The organism is Shewanella abyssi, from assembly GCF_023284025.1.
Classification (GTDB): domain Bacteria; phylum Pseudomonadota; class Gammaproteobacteria; order Enterobacterales; family Shewanellaceae; genus Shewanella; species Shewanella abyssi.
On sequence record NZ_JAKIKR010000029.1, the window covers coordinates 1 to 18,758 of the forward strand.

At 42.5% G+C, this 18,758-nt stretch carries 14 protein-coding genes; 8 read left to right on the forward strand and 6 right to left on the reverse strand.

From position 1 onward, the window contains the following. Positions 1-164 precede the first annotated feature (164 nt). Entirely contained in the window at positions 165-776 is a 612-nt protein-coding gene (locus L2755_RS13190) for a DUF938 domain-containing protein (RefSeq protein WP_248981158.1), read from the forward strand. Here L2755_RS13190 and yjjG read toward each other — a convergent pair. Beyond that, on the reverse strand, positions 773-1,453 hold the full coding sequence (gene yjjG, locus L2755_RS13195) for a pyrimidine 5'-nucleotidase (RefSeq protein ID WP_248981159.1): 681 nt from the start codon (positions 1,451-1,453) through the stop codon (positions 773-775). The genes L2755_RS13190 and yjjG overlap by 4 nt on opposite strands. A gap of 201 nt (positions 1,454-1,654) precedes the next feature. Further along, entirely contained in the window at positions 1,655-3,664 is a 2,010-nt protein-coding gene (locus tag L2755_RS13200; protein ID WP_248981160.1) for a methyl-accepting chemotaxis protein, read from the reverse strand. Between the two features lie 748 nt (positions 3,665-4,412). Here L2755_RS13200 and L2755_RS13205 point away from each other — a divergent pair. Then, on the forward strand, positions 4,413-6,980 hold the full coding sequence (locus L2755_RS13205) for a hypothetical protein (RefSeq protein WP_248981161.1): 2,568 nt from the start codon (positions 4,413-4,415) through the stop codon (positions 6,978-6,980). Between the two features lie 102 nt (positions 6,981-7,082). On the opposite strand, the gene L2755_RS13210 is transcribed toward L2755_RS13205, so the two are convergent. Then, positions 7,083-8,873, reverse strand: a complete 1,791-nt coding sequence (locus L2755_RS13210; protein ID WP_248981162.1) for an acyl-CoA dehydrogenase C-terminal domain-containing protein — start codon at positions 8,871-8,873, stop codon at positions 7,083-7,085. 205 nt (positions 8,874-9,078) lie between these two features. Between L2755_RS13210 and L2755_RS13215 the strand changes: the two genes are divergently transcribed. Continuing rightward, positions 9,079-9,924, forward strand: a complete 846-nt coding sequence (locus L2755_RS13215; RefSeq protein WP_248981163.1) for a D-hexose-6-phosphate mutarotase — start codon at positions 9,079-9,081, stop codon at positions 9,922-9,924. Positions 9,925-9,977: 53 nt separating this feature from the next. On the opposite strand, the gene L2755_RS13220 is transcribed toward L2755_RS13215, so the two are convergent. Beyond that, positions 9,978-10,397 (reverse strand): hypothetical protein, encoded by a 420-nt coding sequence (locus tag L2755_RS13220; RefSeq protein WP_248981164.1) that lies wholly within the window; start codon positions 10,395-10,397, stop codon positions 9,978-9,980. A gap of 255 nt (positions 10,398-10,652) precedes the next feature. Here L2755_RS13220 and L2755_RS22320 point away from each other — a divergent pair, with 255 nt between their 5' ends. The 3 genes from L2755_RS22320 (at position 10,653) to L2755_RS13235 (ending at position 14,562) form a co-directional block, all read left to right on the forward strand. After that, entirely contained in the window at positions 10,653-13,922 is a 3,270-nt protein-coding gene (locus L2755_RS22320) for an intermembrane phospholipid transport YdbH family protein (RefSeq protein ID WP_248981165.1), read from the forward strand. 94 nt (positions 13,923-14,016) lie between these two features. After that, positions 14,017-14,217, forward strand: a complete 201-nt coding sequence (locus L2755_RS13230) for a YnbE family lipoprotein (protein WP_248981166.1) — start codon at positions 14,017-14,019, stop codon at positions 14,215-14,217. A 24-nt stretch (positions 14,218-14,241) separates the two neighbouring features. Beyond that, positions 14,242-14,562, forward strand: coding sequence for a YdbL family probable chaperone protein (locus L2755_RS13235; protein ID WP_248981167.1), 321 nt, complete (start codon positions 14,242-14,244; stop codon positions 14,560-14,562). Positions 14,563-14,689: 127 nt separating this feature from the next. Here the strand turns inward: L2755_RS13235 and L2755_RS13240 are convergent, their stop codons facing one another. Further along, positions 14,690-15,862, reverse strand: coding sequence for an AI-2E family transporter (locus tag L2755_RS13240; RefSeq protein ID WP_248981168.1), 1,173 nt, complete (start codon positions 15,860-15,862; stop codon positions 14,690-14,692). 1 nt (position 15,863) lies between these two features. Then, a complete protein-coding gene (locus L2755_RS13245) occupies positions 15,864-16,541 on the reverse strand; it encodes a potassium channel family protein (RefSeq protein ID WP_248981169.1) in 678 nt (225 codons plus the stop codon). A 370-nt stretch (positions 16,542-16,911) separates the two neighbouring features. Between L2755_RS13245 and L2755_RS13250 the strand changes: the two genes are divergently transcribed. Beyond that, positions 16,912-17,847: a hypothetical protein gene (locus L2755_RS13250; protein WP_248981170.1), complete on the forward strand. Its 936-nt coding sequence runs from the start codon at positions 16,912-16,914 to the stop codon at positions 17,845-17,847. Beyond that, entirely contained in the window at positions 17,844-18,734 is an 891-nt protein-coding gene (locus tag L2755_RS13255) for a DMT family transporter (protein WP_248981171.1), read from the forward strand. The genes L2755_RS13250 and L2755_RS13255 overlap by 4 nt, the downstream gene beginning before the upstream one ends. The last annotated feature ends 24 nt before the right edge of the window (positions 18,735-18,758 follow it).

The window sequence follows — 18,758 nt, forward strand, 5'->3', positions numbered from 1 at the left end:
CCTGAAGATGCAGGATTCAGTGGGAGTTTAATGGGCTTTAATCAAGGCATTGATTGCCACTAATGGTCTTTCCCTTAGTAAAAACAATAACACAGAGTAAAGCCCATTAAACTCCCACTGAATCCTGCATCTTCAGGTAAGATGGGTATAGACAGGATTATGTTGTGACGTCATTACCCTACTCTCAATCATGTGAGAACAACAAAGCAGCCATTGCTTCAATCTTAGAAGATGCTTTTAGCCAGTCAACACATGTACTCGAAGTTGGCAGTGGTTCAGGACAACATGCGGTCCATTTCGCCCCGCTTTTACCGCATTTAACCTGGCAAACAAGCGATCAGCTTGAGTATCACGCTGGCATCAACGCTTGGTTAAACGGATCACCCAGCAGTAATTTACGCCAACCATGGCTACTAGATGTATTAGAACCCTGGCCAATAGATCCCGCAACAGCCCCTTTAATCGATGCCATCTTCAGCGCAAATACACTGCATATCATGTCAAAAGAGATGGTTCGCGCATTTTTTTATGGCGTCGGAAAGCACCTAAGTGCACAGGGACAACTTTGTATTTACGGGCCCTTTAACTATCAAGGCCAATATAGCAGTGACAGTAATCGCAATTTTGATGGCTGGCTCGCGGCACAAAACCCGCAAAGTGCGATTCGAGATTTTGAGTGGATTATGAAGCTAGCCGCGGAGCAGAATTTGAGGTTGATAGCCGACTTTTCTATGCCGGCCAACAATAGATTACTGCATCTTGAAAAGCAGTATTAATCCGCTGTTAATAGGATCTGCTGCAGTTCATATAGTGAGTGCACTTCATAATGTGGCGTAATACCTTCAGGTTGAGTTTCGCTATGGCGATTTAGCCAACAAGTATGGATCCCTGCATTTAGCCCGCCCTGTATATCCGAGTGCGGATTGTCGCCAACCATTAGGATGGAGTCACGAACTGGGTTGCCCATACGCGAGAATGCATGATCAAATATGCCGACATCGGGTTTCGCCACCCCAACCTGCTCTGAAATAACTAAAGGAGAAAAGCGTTCAGCAAAACCCACTTTTTCCAGTCTTACCGTTTGTAGATCAGTAAAGCCGTTGGTGATGATCCCCATATTGACCCTACCCGTTAAGGTGTCAATGAGTTCTTGAGCACCCGGTAATAAAGTACAGATATCAGCCATAGCGCTAAGAAAGTCACTATTAAGACGCTGAGTTGAAACACTTAGTTTTTCAGCCCACATTTCAAAACGGGTATTTTGTAGCTGTTTAGCGCTAAGCTTTCCATCTTGATAATCAACCCACAAAGGCTTGTTTACGCTTTGGTATTGCTGAAAATCTTCTGCAGTAAAGTCTAGGTTAAACCGAGAGAACATTAGCTGCAGACCTTTAAATGCATCGAAATGAAATAGAGTTTCATCGGCATCAAATAGTACCCAATCATATTTCACAGGTTTATCCTTCTAAAACAACATGTCGCGAATAGCCACCAAATAGCTGGCTATATTAACCTATAAAGCCTATCTGTCATGCAAAAAGAATAACCTGCTAGAAACAACAAAAAAGCACCCAACTGATGACAGTCAAGTGCTTAGTCTTAAACAGAATTATTTTAAAGTGTAAACCGAGACAGATCTAACCTTCATTCATGCTTAAATTTTAAATCGTTTAACCAAATCCGTCAGCTTATCAGTTTGGCCCTCTAGAGCTGTACAACTTTCCATCAGATTACTGGCCTCTATATGCGTTTGCTCACCTATATTATTGACCTCTTGCATCATATTGCGTATTGATTGCGATACCTGATCTTGCTCTTGGGTAATATTCACAATCCCTTGCATATTCTCACTGTTCTCATCAACGACAATGGTGATTTCTGACAGCTGAGTGTGCACCACTTGAGTGTCTTCCATGTATTGGTTAACTTGCTCACGAGTCGAACGCATACTGCTTTCTGCAGCAAGGGCTTTGCTTTGCAAGTCATTTATGCTGCTTTGAATGCTTTCAGTAGACTCTTGAGTTCGTTTGGCGAGTTGTCTAACTTCATCGGCAACAACCGCAAAACCACGCCCATGTTCACCGGCTCTCGCAGATTCAATTGCCGCGTTAAGCGCCAATAAGTTGGTTTGTTCCGCAATATTACGGATCACAACCATAACCTCTCCAATCGATTGACTACTCAAGCGCAACTCTTCAATGGTATGTACCGCACTATCAAAATTCACATTCAGCGTCGATATACCTTCCATGGAGTTGCTCAACACCGACTGTCCCTGCTTGGAGGTTTCGCTGGCGACTTCGGCAGATAGTCGCGCCGATGACACCTGCTCTTTAATCTCGTGAGCGGTCTCAGCCATCATATTAATGGTATTAACCGCAGCAGCGACCTCTTGTTGTGACTCTTTGATCTTGCTAGCAGCCACTTCGCTAATATTACTCACCGTTGCCGTTGTCTTTTTTAAATCAATACTGCTGTCTTGTACGTGACGCACGATGCTTTGGATTTGACCCACGAAGCTATTAAATGCTTCCGATAACTGTCCAATCTCATCATTGTTTCTAACCGGAATAGTCTTAGAAAGATCGCCATCTCCTTCTGCAATACCAACCAATGCTTCTTTCACCTGGGAGAGTGGTTTTAGTAATATTGAGGTCATCACATAAACCGCGATGAGAGTTACTGTTAAAATAAGCAATACAATCAATGCTGATGATTGCATTGACTCATTCACTGGCGCCTCAACGTAATCCATTGGCACCATAATGGCGAGTTTCCAATCAAGGCTAAGTCGATCCACTTCTACGCTGCTAAACTGCACATAATATTCTTTACCGCGCCAGGTAACTTGTGACTGACCATAACTGTCGTCGTCCATCTGGTTGGCGAGTTGTAAAAAGCCTTCATTACCATTTTGTTGGTCAAGCTTTTGCAGTTTAATATTTTCAGTCTCACGATTTTCAACGTCAACAATGGCCAATTGCTCATCAGGGAACACCACCATGTCACCATTATTATCGAGCAAGAATGCTTGCCCTTGCCCTTTATAATTGATTGCAGAGACAATATCTTTGACTGAAGTCAGATATAGGTCGACTCCACCAACACCAATAAATTCACGTTCGAAGTTGTTTATTGGAAAATTGATCGACACATAGAACTCATCGTATCTTGCCTCATAAATAATGCGGCTGACATTCCACTGTTTGCTATCTTTAACTTCATTCCACCAGGGTCTATCAAGCACATTGTAACCTGGTATCACCGATACGCCCTCTTCAGCAAAGTACTCACCAGTAAAAGCGGAACCAAAAAAGATGGAGATTATGTCACCACTGGTTTTGACTTCTCGGTCAATGATCTGCACAACCCGATCAAATTCCGGCGTATCGAGCTCTTCACCACTGACTTTATGATTTTCAAACCAATCAATAAGGCCAACGTTTCGAAATACAGTTTCAACCCCATTAGCATGTTGCTTGAAGTAGCTCTCGATTTCGATGGCATTTAACTTAATAGATGCAGCCATAGAATCATCAAGCTCACTGCTCGCAGACTGCGCCACATAACGTACAGTAAAAAAAGCTGTCACCAAAAGCACGACTGAAACCACAATAGCAGTAGAAATTACAATTTTTGCTGTAATCGAATTTTTAATTCTCATAAGACACCTAATTATCACGACTTCATAGTATTTATTTGAACAGCCCCCGAATTTTTATTGATAAATACAGAGTTTCTCGCTCAACATTAAACACTATCGACTAAGTTAATAAAAACTTGAGCAATACGATATGAAAAACATTAATGTTAATACTAGCAAACTTAAATTTCATATAAAACACAAGTTATAATAAAGTTTGTAAACTTTAGTAAAGAGCAAGTCGATAATATTTAATTTCCTTACGGCACACCTTTGACTCTAACGTTTCACCATTCCAATGCTTTAATCATGGTATTTAATGCTGAAATAGATAGATCATTGACTTTTTCCTCTATGGATCAATAACGACCCGATACAAAGAACCACTTTACATTCAGATTCAACGACTAACGAAATAAGTATACAATATCCGCAAAACACAGTATTATTGGTGATCACTAAAAAATACAAATTTTATTATTTTTAAAGTAGCGTTTAAAAATCACATTTAATACACCGTAGATAGATATAGAGCCCTTTGGCAAATAACTAAAACTCTACACAAAGGAGCCAACTTCAGATTCAACATGATGATACCTGGCGACTGATTTTAATTGCACCTCTCAACAAAGAATCTATAACTTTAACTACGAAATTAGCTCTAACTTACTAATAAAACAAAGACAACACGCTAGTTATTTAGCCGTTAATAGTATAATCGTTCTATTTAACTCTCATTATACGTACATATAATATGGATTTAATTTGTATGAAAAAGAAAATCATATGCGCACTAACATCTGCTATTCTTTTAAGCGCTTGTGCTCAAAACACCCCAACAGAATCATTACCAGCAACAGACAAAACCCCTGCTAGCTATACACTTGATATCGTACAAGCTATTCCTTCCCCTTCAGCAATGAACGCTAATGTGTTGCACAATGCCAGAACGTCAACCGTAGTCGATATCGATGTGGCTTATGTGGGTAAGCAAATCCCTTTTACTTTTAGTGAAGGTAAAGTGGCCAATTCCGAAGGGTTTGACTGGTATGTGAGTAAGCATTTTGCATTAAAAACAGACTACCCAGCTGAGCGAGCAAAATTCTTCTTGGAGCTGCTTGAGTTATCGTACCCTTACTATGTTGAGTTCTTTGGGATCGAGCCTGCCAATATTCGTCATCAACGTATCGCTTCAACTTATGCCACAACTGTCGGCAAGTTACGTTTAGCCATGTTTGACGATGGCTTCAATCGTGGCGTACATCACACCGCGGGCGGTGAGGCGATGTACTTTAACCAAGTAGGTTATAGTTTTCCTACCGAAAGGCCTCAACATCAGCGTTATATTGCCATTCATGAAACCATGCACTCTTATCAAATGGCTGTCGGTAACTACCCTTGGACCCCCTCTTGGCATGGTGAAGGTTTAGGTGATTCACTGGCTAATCATGTGTTCGATAGTGAGAAAAAGCAACTTGCAGTGTTTGGCCATGATGTGCCTATTTTTGATGTTGTCAGCCAGGGTATTGATGTTTATTCAAAAGAAAAGCCAACCTTAGTCGAAATTCATAATAGAGCGAAATTCGATCGTGGCCTTAACGTGTTGTTTGTGCAGTTTATGTATAACAACCCTGAGTATTCTCAGTACATGAAGATCTACCATCAGGAAATTATTAAGCGCCAAACTGCAAGCAGAGCTGAGTCTTTAACTGTTTTACAAGATATTGTGCCTAACTGGGACGCACTTGAGCAGAACTTCAAACAATGGGCCGAAAATATCGTTCAAACCCATGAAGTGGCTACCCGTGGCCAATGGGAGATGGACGGTAATATGTTTTACAAGCGTAAAACAAGTTACCAGTATGGGCCACAGAGACTGGGCTTTAACATGACGCCAGCGCAAGTCCCTGGCTTTAGCCCATTTCAAAATGACTTTCCCCAAGCCGCTGCCAGTCCGTTAACGTTACCAGCCAAGCGAGGTATCGCCCAGCCTACCCTGGCTTATGTTATCGACTTTGATAAAGCACAAATCACTCAGGGCAGTATTGGCATGGTATTCGGTGCACAATCAACCGCTGAAAACACCAAAGCGAAACAAGATAGCTATTGGGGCTGGAAAGGTGCCAATACCGATACAGACCCTCAACTAAGAGTCGAAATCAAATCCGCTAATACCTTAGTGGTTGACGGTCGAACCCTAGGTGCAGAATTAAAAGAGATAGCGCTACCGCTAGATATTATCGAAAGCATTAACAACCAAGATAAGCCGCAATTAGGCGTCTCGATTCAAATTCAACCAACTAAAGTCATCTACACGTTAAAGGCTAAAGACGCTAACACCTTTATTGTAGCGTTACCGATCACAGCAAGCCTATATGGCACATTGATTAACAACAGCTTCGGATTAGTCTCTACTGATAATCAGCATGGTATCACGCCATTTATAGACGATGGCCGTGACCTCAATCCCAATAAAGTGGATTTAACAACATCTACTCCGACTAATGCTTGGGCATTCAAAGGTGATTCACTGTCACTACGTTTTGCCAGAGCAATATGGAAAGCAGGTGATGCGGCGCCTAAATCTTGGCAGGAAAGCTTTAATCAGTTGAACACCGCGGCTCTCAATCGTCCAACAGCTGATAAAGAAGTTGCTGCAGTTGTTAGCCAATTACCATCACTTGCAAAAGAGGGGGCTGGTTTAAATGATGCACTGGCTGAACTGTCTGGTTTAGAGCTAAAAGTCGATTGGATTGGTAAGGGGTTGGACTCTCTCACTGAAGTCGCCATATTGACTAACCATGGCAGTGATTCATTAACCTTAACCTTAGCGGTAACCGCAGGGAGTGAGTCAGCGAAAAGTGAAACGATGACGATTAACCCAGGCCAAAGACTAGAAATCCCGATTGAAAACAATCTGCTTGCTCAAGCAAGTACGGTGTCAGCCAGTATTAGCTACATTTGGAATGAACAACAGATCAACCAAACTATCACTCAGAAGTCAAAACAGTATCGTGGCTTTGAAATGCCACAAATTAGTGCTCAATATAATGAGGGACAGCTAACCCTATCAGGTCAACTAAATGGTCCCTTCTCCGGTGATACTTCAGGGCATATCATTTATGACCTATTCCATGGGCAAGAGAGCGAACGTCATAGCCAAGCATTTACTATGCAGCCCTATGATGTAAAAGCACTTAAGAAAGTATTTACCATTGATGAAAAATCATTGGAACATGATGCCTGGTTTGAAATTACCGTTATTGCTGACGTTGATGGCGAACCAGTGACTTTAGGAAGGCGTCTACCTTTTGTACCGCAAAAGCTAAAGCGTTAACCTTTAAACGATAAATATCTGGTCTAAAACAGCCTATTACGTTCGCGTAATAGGCTTTTTCTTTCTCATTTAGCCACTTATCCTTAGCTCGCAGCCATTAACCTAGAAGTCAGCGTCCTCGAACTCACAAATAACGTGGCTTGCAGACTCTATCTGCTTCACTAAGCTACGGGTTTGCGGCGCCCAGTACGCCATATAGAACTTAGCTGTTTTTAATTTATTTTGATAAAATGCAGTATCCGCGTTACCACTCTCTAACCCCATCAAGGCTTTTTCAGCCACTCTCGTCCACATCCAGGCTAGAGAGGTTATGCCCAATAGTTGCATATAGGCAAATGACGCAGCGCCGATCACATCGGGTTTATTGGCCGCTTCAGTGGCAATGATTGCCGTTGCTTTTTCAAGATCGGTCGTCGCTGCCATCAAACTTGAAACCAGAGGTTTCAACATTTCATTATCAAGGCTTGTTTGAATAAAGGCTTTAACCTCTTCCGACCATAATGCTAGTGCAGCCCCTCTGTCAGACATAATTTTGCGGCCAACAAGATCAAGCGCCTGCACCCCATTAGTCCCTTCATAAATCATGGAAATACGAATATCACGCACATACTGCTCCATGCCCCACTCATGAATATAACCATGGCCACCAAATACTTGTTGCGCGTCAACACAGGCCTTAAAGCCTTGATCGGTCACAAAGCCTTTTACAATCGGGGTAAATAGCGCCGCTAACTGAGAAGACCTTTTTCTTCGTACTGGATCACTGTGGCGTTCAGCTTCATCGAGCCAGAGGGCTTGTTGCCCCATCAGTGCACGAGCGCCTTCGTTAAATGATTTTTGCGATAACAACATACGGCGAACATCGCCATGAACAAGAATAGGATCTGCTGTCAACGCCTTTTGCTTTGCCCCACTTAATGCGCGCCCCTGAATACGATCTTTGGCATACGCTAGTGCATTTTGGTAAGCAATCTCAGACACACCGAGCCCTTGAAGACCCACACCTAATCTTGCTTGATTCATCATGGTAAACATCGCTCGAAGACCCTGATGCGGCTCCCCTACGAGTTCGCCAATTGCGCCATCAAAGTTCATCACACAAGTCGAGTTACCATGGATCCCCATTTTATGTTCAAGACTCGCAGCACATAAAGAATTGGGTTCCCCTAAACTGCCATCATTATTAAGCAGTACTTTAGGCACGACAAACAAGGAGATCCCCTTCACACCTTCTGGTGCATCAGGCAATTTGGCTAATACCAAATGCACAATGTTATCCGTCAGATCATGATCGCCTGAGGAGATGAATATCTTCTCACCTGTTATGGCAAACATATCGTCCCCCACGGGAATCGCTTTCGTGCGCAAAAGTGCCAAATCGGTGCCGGCATGGGACTCGGTTAGGTTCATGGTGCCGGTCCACTCACCACTAACCAGCTTGTCCAAATACTTGCGTTTTAAGCTGTCACTGCCATGAGCATGAATAGCAGCGTATGCACCATGGGTAAGGCCTGGATACATGGCAAATGCCATGTTGGTGGCCGTTTTCATCTCTGTTGCAAATATGCCAACAACTTCAGGCAAGCCTTGACCGCCATATTCAGGATCGCAAGTGAGTGTTGCCCAGCCATTATCAACATATTGTTGGTAGGCATCGATAAAGCCTTTGGGGGTAACGACTTTACCATCAACCAATTTACAACCTTCTACATCGCCAGAGCCATTGAGTGGCAACATGATGTCGGTGGTAAAATCTGCAACACCTTGTAGTACCGCATCAATAAGTTCGGCATCAAACTCATCAAATCCGGCTAATTCCTTTTGATTATAAATGTCGAGCAATTCATTAAGTACAAACTGATAGTCACGTAACGGAGCTTGATAAATTGGCATTGCGTCATCCCTTTAATTATTGTCTTTATGCTCAGTGCTCCGACCACCTTATCAAATTTGAGCAAAAACTCAGCATTATATTGGCTTTGTTTATTCATCTGAACAGCGTTACCGTAAAATCACTTTAAATAGCCCTTATCTCACCGTTGAAAACGAGTTAAGCTAAATCATCTATCGCGTTAACTCTCTGAAAGGACATGTCCCCATGGGTTTCGTCACCACTAAAAAGCACGCTAACGGTCTAGAATATATCGATATAAATACGCCTCTTTGTCAGGCACGGATCTTTCTTCAAGGCGCGCAAATTGACTACTTTGAACCCGCGGGTAAAAAACCGCTGTTATGGGTATCAACGGCTGACGATTACCAACCCGGTAGTGGTATTCGTGGCGGGGTACCGGTTTGTTGGCCTTGGTTCGGCATGAGTTCAACCCCAGGTTTCCCGCAACATGGTTTCGCTCGCACTCGAATTTGGACCTTAGACTCGGTCAAAATGCTAGAAGATGCGGTAGAGATTAAACTCACCTTACCTTTAACTGACAACGATAGAGAGTATTGGCCACATAACACTAGTGTAGAGATGTCATTTAGGCTCAATGACACCCTCTCGGTCAGTATTACTAATATAAATCATGGCGATTATGATGTGAGCTTAACTCAAGCCCTGCACAGCTATTTTCCAATCGGCGACATTCACCAATTAAAAGCCAGTGGATTTGCAGGTGCTAACTTTATTGAGTTTGCAAAAGGGCCCTTCCCTCAAGCAGAAAATGATATCGATTTCACTCGTGAAACAGACCGTGTATATACCGAACTGGGCGACACACAAGAACTACATACTGTTGATGGCGTTATCGAAGTCAGTCGCGAAAACAGCCACAGTGCCGTATTGTGGAACCCTTGGATTGAAAAATCGCAACGATTATCACGTTTTAATGACGATGATTACTTATCGATGGTGTGCTTAGAAGCCGCGAATGTTCTCGATGATAAAGTCACTTTAGCCCCCAATGAAAGTCATACATTAACCACCCATATTCGCTGGAAATAACACTGATGTGTAGAACCTACCTATCGCTTGGATCTGCAAGCTTAAGTAGGTTCTTATAACTGTGCCCATTGTTGTTTCAAACCAATCAGGTGTATTAATCCGACAACTAAGCAGATCACCGAACTCCACAGCCAAAAATCAGCAGAACGTCCCATTGTATTGCCAATAAAAAACAAACCAGCGATACCACGGATCAGGTAAATAGTGCCAATGACAATCAGCACTAATTGTAATAAGGGTAACCGACTAATAACGCCAGCTGCAGAAAAAGCATATACAGACCAAATAAAAAAAACCACAACAATAGCACTAGTGATAATGGTTGGTTGAAGGCTACCTCGTTCAGCCATTACTGCCATTTGCTCCCCTGCACCAAAAAATCGATACCAGGGCGCACCAAAATAGATACAGCCAATATGCATCAATGCTGCGATAGCATTGAAAACACCAGCAAAAATCAGCATTTTATTCATTCTTCCCTCATCCCTGATTAACATCCTGTATTACGCAAAAAAGCGTTAACATTTTTGACCGATCCTATACTATCTTAACACCATGACTAATGCTTCCGCAGTGACCATCTTGATGATATATTGCATCGATAAGTAGTACTTAAGTCATTGATAAATGGTTGAGAGCGGTTAATTCGATGCTAGGTTCGACCACTAAATTGAAGTAGATATTGGCGTAACACCGTTGATGTAGAGCAAGTATAGAGAGCATAAAGAGTGCAGCAAGCCACAACAAAAACATTCAGTCAAAAAGTCAGCCGCTTAGTAATGGTATCATTTGCTACCATTTTAGCTGCAATCTTATTAACGGCACTCTATGTTGGCTGGAATTATCAGCGCCTAACGATAAAGCTGGCAAATCATTTTTTACAGCCTTACCAAATGCAAATAGAGCAACTTCGCTTTACACCGCTGACCTTTAGCCATTGGCAGCTGCCACTGGTTTCAATGACCGTCAATGGTAGCGATATTGAAATTACCGATCTCGATATTATTCTTGAGCCCGATAGCAAATTATGGGCATTAAGTGTTACTGATTTACGCTCACTATCAGCTCAAAATCTCAACGTAAAACTCGATCCAAGCATATTGCGGTATTCATCCACTCCCAATAATGATGTAGAACCCACTATAGCGCTCGATTTTTCAGACTTGCCAGAAATACAAATAGGCCAGACACAGTTCACCGTAAAAGGAGTTTCCGCCACAAAACTCAATATCGCCTTAGACTACCTAACGCTAGATAGTAAAGGTCACTTTAGCAGTGCCATCAGTCATCATCAGCAGCCTGTTTTTGCACTAGATGCACAGTTATCAGCTACGCAGTGGCGTGCAAGCACACGACTCGATTTAACGCAATTACAACGGCTAACATCAGCTATTCGGGCGGCTGAAACAGCTTTATTTACAGAAAACTCGACCACAACACCAGCACCAACTAATCCTAAATTAGATACCAATGTAGCGATAAGCAGCCAGCAAGATAGCAGTTTATTAGCCCCCTTGTATGCTCTACAAGCAGCAATTAAAGCGCAGAAGATCGATCTCGATGCGACGTTAGATTCAACAATGACATTGGCAATAAAACCGGGGCAATTGCAATCAACCCACCGATTGAATCAGCTGCAAATAAGACTAAATGCATTAGCAGGATTACAACTCACCCCAAGTCTGACAGTAAATGACGGCGATGATGCGACCACTGACAATAAAACAACTCTCCCACTTCAGTCCATTAGCCCACTACCGTCAACGCCAACTGGCCAGTTGGCATTTAACATCGACGGTCATATCGCTGATTTAAAACTTACCCTGCTGCCTTTTGAGCTTCCAATAGCATTAAATGCGCAACAAACAGCAACGGCGAATAAAAGTAGCGAGCCGCTGCAGCTCATCAGTTTACTTAATAAGCTCGATGATGCCCCTCTAGAAAAAGCTCTGGCTCACCTATATCAAGTATTGAAAACCCGTGGCAATACTAACCAGCCACAAATGGAACCCATAATCCGCTTAACGGTTGCAACCCCTCTCATATATCAACTTAATAAAGGGTCTTTGTTGCTGCCAAAACTAAGTCTTGCCATTGAAAATACAAAACTGGCCGCAGTGGTTAATCTACAAGATATCCACTACGACTTGTCGCTCCCAATCCAAAGCAGTCAAACCTTACAAAATGATGACTACAGACTCGCTTTTGACTGGCAACTACAAGCCAGCCATCAACAAAATATAACCATCAATACACTATGGCCAACATTAGCCAAACTACCTTACAAGGTCGCAATCGATAATGCATCCCTTGCCCTACAAGGGTCATTTTCTGCAGATAAGCAACAAGGCAAGTCAGCATTTGAAGTCACTGTTCTACCTCAAGCTGCTCAGCTTACCCAGGGGATTACCATCTCGCCTAACAAAGAGCATATAGACAATCAAAATGGTCCAATCATCACCGCAAGTATTGCTCAAACTCAGCTAGTACTGGGCTCAAAGGCTCGTTACCGTTTTGCCGACGGAAAAACCAATATCTCGATCCCGGCACTGCAATACCAAGTTCAAAGTGCTGAACTAAACCAGCAAAGTACTGATGAACAACACACTCATTATCAATTATGGGTCGATGCAATCAACATCGCATTAGCTGCGCCAATTTCTTTACAATTAACCTCGAAAAACTCAACGCCATTTATCAGTCAATTATTGCTACATGAGCTCTCTAACCAAGTTAGTTTTTCGCTAGAGAGTCTAGTGTTAGATAAATCAGCTTTAGCTTTGCAATCAAAAAAAGGAGCTAAGATAAAAAAATCTCGTCCGCGAATCGAGCAAAGATTATTGCATTTACAGCAAGTCGAATTGAGCCAGCAACTAAACCTTAACGCCAGCAAGCTCACTACCGAAGAGATTTGGCAGATAAATGGCTTGAATTTGTTTAGCCAACACCAGTACCAGCCAGAGCATAGCAATCCGAGCCAGTACCAATTAGCGGGTCAATGGCAATTTAACAGTGAGTTTGAACCCATTATCGCCTTTTTAAGCCAAAGTGATTCACTACCAGAGTCATTAGATCTTAACGGTAATGCATCAATCAACATGCATTACCGCTTAAACCGCGACAAGTACACTCGATTTTCACTCACGTTGAAGCCACATGTTGCAGACATTCAAGGAAGCTTCGCTAATTTGCCCTTTGAAGGCGGTAATATAAATACTCAGTGCCAATATCAGTGGCAACAGCTTCAATCACAAAGCCAAATCAGTAAGTTTAATTGTGATGATATTAAACTTTCATTGCAGGCTTTTAACCCTGGAGTATTGATCACTGACATAGAAGCAGAAGCTGCGGTCTCTTTTAGTACCGACTCTAGCCAAATTCCCACCGAATCCACCAGCAACGGTCAACATAACCTTGCCTTACCGGCGGAGCTATTTGGCGTTCAACAAGCATCCGTTAACCTTACCGCCAAGGGAGATCTGCTCGGTGGTCAGCTGCTTATTCCCCAGTTTCAACTAAACCTAAAGCAACCCTCTTCAGCTTACTTTGTAATGCAGCAGATCGATCTTGAACAATTACTCGAGATTCAACCACAGGTTGGTATTTATGCTGATGGTATTTTTGATGCTGTACTGCCTGTGACTCTTGAAAATGGCAAAGCGGCAATCAGTGGCGGCCAGATAGCGGCAAGGGCGCCCGGTGGGCTAATAGCAGTCAGTGGTAACCCTGCCGTTGATCAAATGCGCTTAAGTCAGCCCTATCTTGAATTCGCCTTTTCAGCATTAGAACACCTACAGTATTCAGAGTTATCCAGCAGCTTTGATATGGACTCTTTAGGCAATGCCATACTCAAAGTCAATGTCAAAGGCAAAAGTCGGGGAATTGAACGCCCTATCCACTTGAACTATTCTCAAGAGGAGAACATGCTACAGTTACTTAAAAGTTTGCAAATAGGCAACAACTTGCAAAACCAGATTGAAAATTCACTACAGCAATAAACAATTTGGCGTCAACGATAGATTTTTTAATCTAATAGACATCTGGCCAAGGAATATTTACTCTACCCTTTTATTATGAATTAAGGATAAGTCATTGAAGATATTTAATATCCCTAAATCGACTCTGAGCATACTCATTGCAACCTATGCCTTAATCGGCTGCAGCCCTACGGTTAAAATTGAGCCTCCAGACAAGCCCATTGTCATTAATCTCAATGTCAAAATTGAACACGAAATTAAAATCAAAGTCGACAGAGAACTCGATGAGTTACTCGCCGACGATGAACTTTTTTAACCTAAGGATATGAAGGAGTAATCAATGAAATCTAAAATACTAGTTCTGTTTGCTAGCCTATTACTTAGCTTCAATGCCTTGGCTATCTCTTTGCAGGACGCAAAAGCCCAAGGATTTGTCGGTGAGCAAACAAATGGCTACTTAGGCCTTGTAAAAGAGACTTCTGAAGCTAAAACCTTAGTCAGTTCAATTAACGCTAAGCGTAAATCCCACTATCAAAAAATAGCGAAAAAGAACAGTATCTCAGTCAGTAATGTAGCCAAACTTGCAGCAGAAAAGGCCATTAAGGCGACAAAGAAAGGCCATTACATTCAAACTACTAGCGGAAAATGGGTCAAAAAATAGCGACCATATATCTGTACTCGTGAAGATGAGTTGTCTATTCCCATAAAAAAAGCCCGTTTAATACGGGCTTTTTTATGGAGTAATTTGCTTATACCCACCTACTTGAAGATGGGTATAAAACAAGCTGTTAATCATCTGCCCCATGATGAGCGGGGGCACTCACCAATGGTTTACTTCCATCGCCAGAAGTACTTGCATCAGTATTGTCTGGGTCAGTTCCCTTAACCAAACCATCTTCAGTGTTAAGCCAGGTAATAAATAGCTCATACCAAATTGCCAATATCACTGCACCGAGAAAGAGCCCGATAATTCCTGCAGTGATCATGCCTCCGATGGCACCAATTAAAATAACTGGCATCGGCACATCAACCCCACGCCCCATCAACATCGGCTTTAAAAAGCTGTCTGATACACCCGCAATCAGTACCCAAACGGTAAATATGGTCGCGCCTGTTGAATCATGAGTTGAAAACACATAAAAGATCAACGGTAATACCACCAGTAATGGCGGAAGCTGGGCTATTCCTAAAATAAACACGATAAAGGTAAACAAACCTGCAGCCGGGATACTAAAGGTAAATAGTGCAGAGCCAATCAATATCGCTTGAATAAAGGCAACGCCTACTACACCCAGTAGCACACTTCTGATTGTGGCCGCGGTTAACGTTGTCCACTCCTCACCATGTTTACCGACAACTTTCACTGCAACTGTGCTCACCGCAGCCGCTGATTTCTCCGCATGAGCCATGAAACCACCCGCGATAGCCAACGAAACCACAAACATCACTAAAGTGCCAACGCCACTGCCTAATACTCCCGCCATAGTGCCAATTGCAGATTTAATTTGCGGTAAGAAGTGAATCACCGCTTTTTCAAGGTTGGTCGAAAACAGTGCCCAAGCCTCAAATAACTTATCGCCGATTAAGGGAATATCCGCCACTTTTTGAGTGGGTCCGGGGATTTTTATCTCACCAGACTGCAAGACAACAATAGTATGGCTGATGCCATCAAAGATGGAGCTAGAAACCAAAACAAAGGGAGTGACTAGCAGCGTGATACCTGCTAACGCCATAATGGTCGCCGCCAAACCACGCCGGCCTTTAAGCACTCTTTGCAATTTTTGGGTTAACGGCATTAATGCTACCGCGATAATCGCCCCCCATAAAACGGGGATAACAAAGGGTTTAATAATGTCATAAGTCCAGATGATCAAAATAAACAATAAGCCGATGCGAATGGCTGATTCCATCATATTGCTAATAAACAGTTTGCTTTGACTGTGCTGCATTGGATTTTCCATATTAACGTTCCTGTTCTGTCTCTTTTTGAGCCAATCCAGCACTCACTAAACTCGCAACAACAATTGCCATATAAAACACACCAGCAATTGCCTCCATGTAAACCACTACCTGAGCAAAAGGCGTATTGGGACTGATATCGCCATAGCCTAACGTCGTTAAGGTTACAAAACTAAAATAGGCCATTTGAGAAAAGTTTTGCCCCCAGGGTATCTGTTCTATCCCGGTAAAAGCATTGGGTGAAAAAGCTAACACAAGTAAATAGACTAAAGCCCACTGTAGACCAAGCAGTAAAAATAGTGCAATCGAACCAACAACTTTATTGCTATTTACTGTTCCAGAGAACAGTATCTGCCTTGAAATTGAGCTAAATGTCCCCCAGAAAAAAGCAAACATAAGCACCAACATGAGTAGATCGATATGAGGTACAACAGCCAGCTTTTTGAGCAAAATTGCCGCTACCCAAACTACGATCAGCGCCTGCATAAATCGCTTCCAACTTTTATCTACACCTAAACTAACGACACATACTAAAAAAGTCACAGCGATAATCCCTTCGAGAACTGACTCCACCATTCCATCGGCAACAGAGCGCACTAGGGATGCACTCAATAAAAGTACTATCAGCGCGGCGGTCATGTAATAAAAATTATTATGCTTATTAATTTTACGCTCAAACACGCTCAAATCTCCCTAAATGCGTTGTTATGACGAACCTTGGCAAACTCCCTATTAAACATCGCACATAACTCACATAGGTCAATGTTTAGCCCAGCAAGATTTTGCTGTTAGTCATAAGAAACTGAATTTAAAATTAGTGAAAGGCTCTGAGGTTATTAGATAATATAAATTTGAAGCTATAAGCCATTGGATTAAAGTCATCTTAGCCATTTGGATATCGTTTAGAGTGATAACTTGAATTGAGTAAAATCTGTTGCTCACTGAGGATAAGTTTATTTTGACCAAAATACCCTAAACGATTATGGTGTCGACCCTAATAATAACAATAAATATAGGATGTCACTTCTCTAAAGAAGTGGCTAACAATGCCATGCCATCATTCAAACCTGCGTTACTGTCTGTTTCACTGTTATTGATGCTCGTACAACTTGGGGTTATGCCATCGGTACAGGCGGCAGGATCTTTTTATGCCACCCAAGAATTGCAATCTCAATCCCCCCAAGCATTCGCCCTGCAACCCGAAGCACAAGCGTTTATATTAGCCGCCCAAGCTAAAACAATTGCTGATGCTAACAGATTAGTTGAGCTCATCTTAGCTGATGACGGTTTAGTCACCGCACTAGCCTATTGGGAGCAGCTATCAATCAATGAACAAATCCCCTACTTACGCAAGATCTTCGCATTAGAGTATCGTTCAATGGGCATAGAGCAGCCAAAGCTCATCATCGATAACCATAGCTACCCTAACAAAATGGTCTACTTTGACTTCGATGTATCTCATTTTGCACCATCACAGCGGTCAAACATTGATAGCTTGAGCAGCGGTACGGTTTACCTAAATCCGGACAAATTGGCCACTCAGGACAAATTTTCCAGTTTGGCATTTCTTATCCACGAAACCCGCCACTCTTATCAGTTTCAGTTGAGCCAACAAGTTAACAACAGTGCAAACGACGCCATATTCGCTTCTGGCTATGTAGCCGCATTCAATGCGCAAAAATCGTTAACCGGTTTTGGTTTTAGTGACTTTTTAACCCTGCTCAACGAATATGAAGCTTTTCAGTATGGCAATTATGTTTTAGGTCAATTAACCGAATGGAGATTAGACCTTATTGGTATGGGGACATTCGCAAGCCAGTTTGATCACCAAGGTCAGTTAAAAATTGATTTAGCAGACCTTATGCCATCAGTAAAAATAGATACCGATGCCAAAACGACAACATCTAACGAATTGAGTTTGCTTGAGAAATATAATCTAGCGGCAAAAGAACAGTATCAACAGCGACAAGCAGCTAGCGCCCAGTGAAAACGCCTAACCCATTAGCCTTTATGTTGCTGGCAATGTTATCAGCAGTCTTAATGGCCACGATCGGCGTTTTTGCTCGCTACACGCAGTTACCTGCTGAGCATATAACTTTTTACCGGCTCGTGATTGGTGCAGGCTGTATGTTAGCCTTTATGTTTTTTACTGGTAAGAGTGGCCAAATCAACCATAGGCCAACTAAGCGCACCATTATTAACGGCGTTATGCTCGCTAGCTTTATGGTTTTTTACGTACAAGCTATCAACTATATCAGCATGGCCAATGCCGTAATGCTTCTTTATCTAGCGCCGATTATGACCGCTATCTTTGCCCACATTGTTTATAATGAGAAGCTCACTAAGGTAAACTGCGGATTCATTGTATTAGCGTTGCTAGGGTTCGTATTGATGCTACCCACCGATAGCGACACCTTGAGTCAACAGCAAGGAATGGGCTACTTATACGCCACTCTGGCGATGCTAAGCTATAGCGGCTTTATGCTCATTAACCGTAAACCGAGTCAATCTACGCCCTATCAAAGTACTTTAGTACAATTAACCGTCGGCGCTACCTGTTTACTGCCCTTCGTTGTCATCACACCCATAATGCCCTCTGCAGCACAAATGGGTTGGTTAATTGCCATTGGGGTCTTGCCCGGATTTGTCGCCATACTTTTTGCCGTAAAAGCACTACGCGTTTTGCCAACAGTATCTTTTGGTACTCTTGCCTATTTAGAACCCGTTGCCGTCGTGATATTTGCTTGGTTGCTATTTGCTGAACAGCTAAGTGCCATGCAGTTATCTGGGGCACTACTGATTATAATATCTGGGATTGCCCAAGGTTTTGTCATCAGAGCACCGCGGCCAATAAAAGTGTCTGTTACAGAGTAGATCCCCCCTCTACGCTGTTTTATG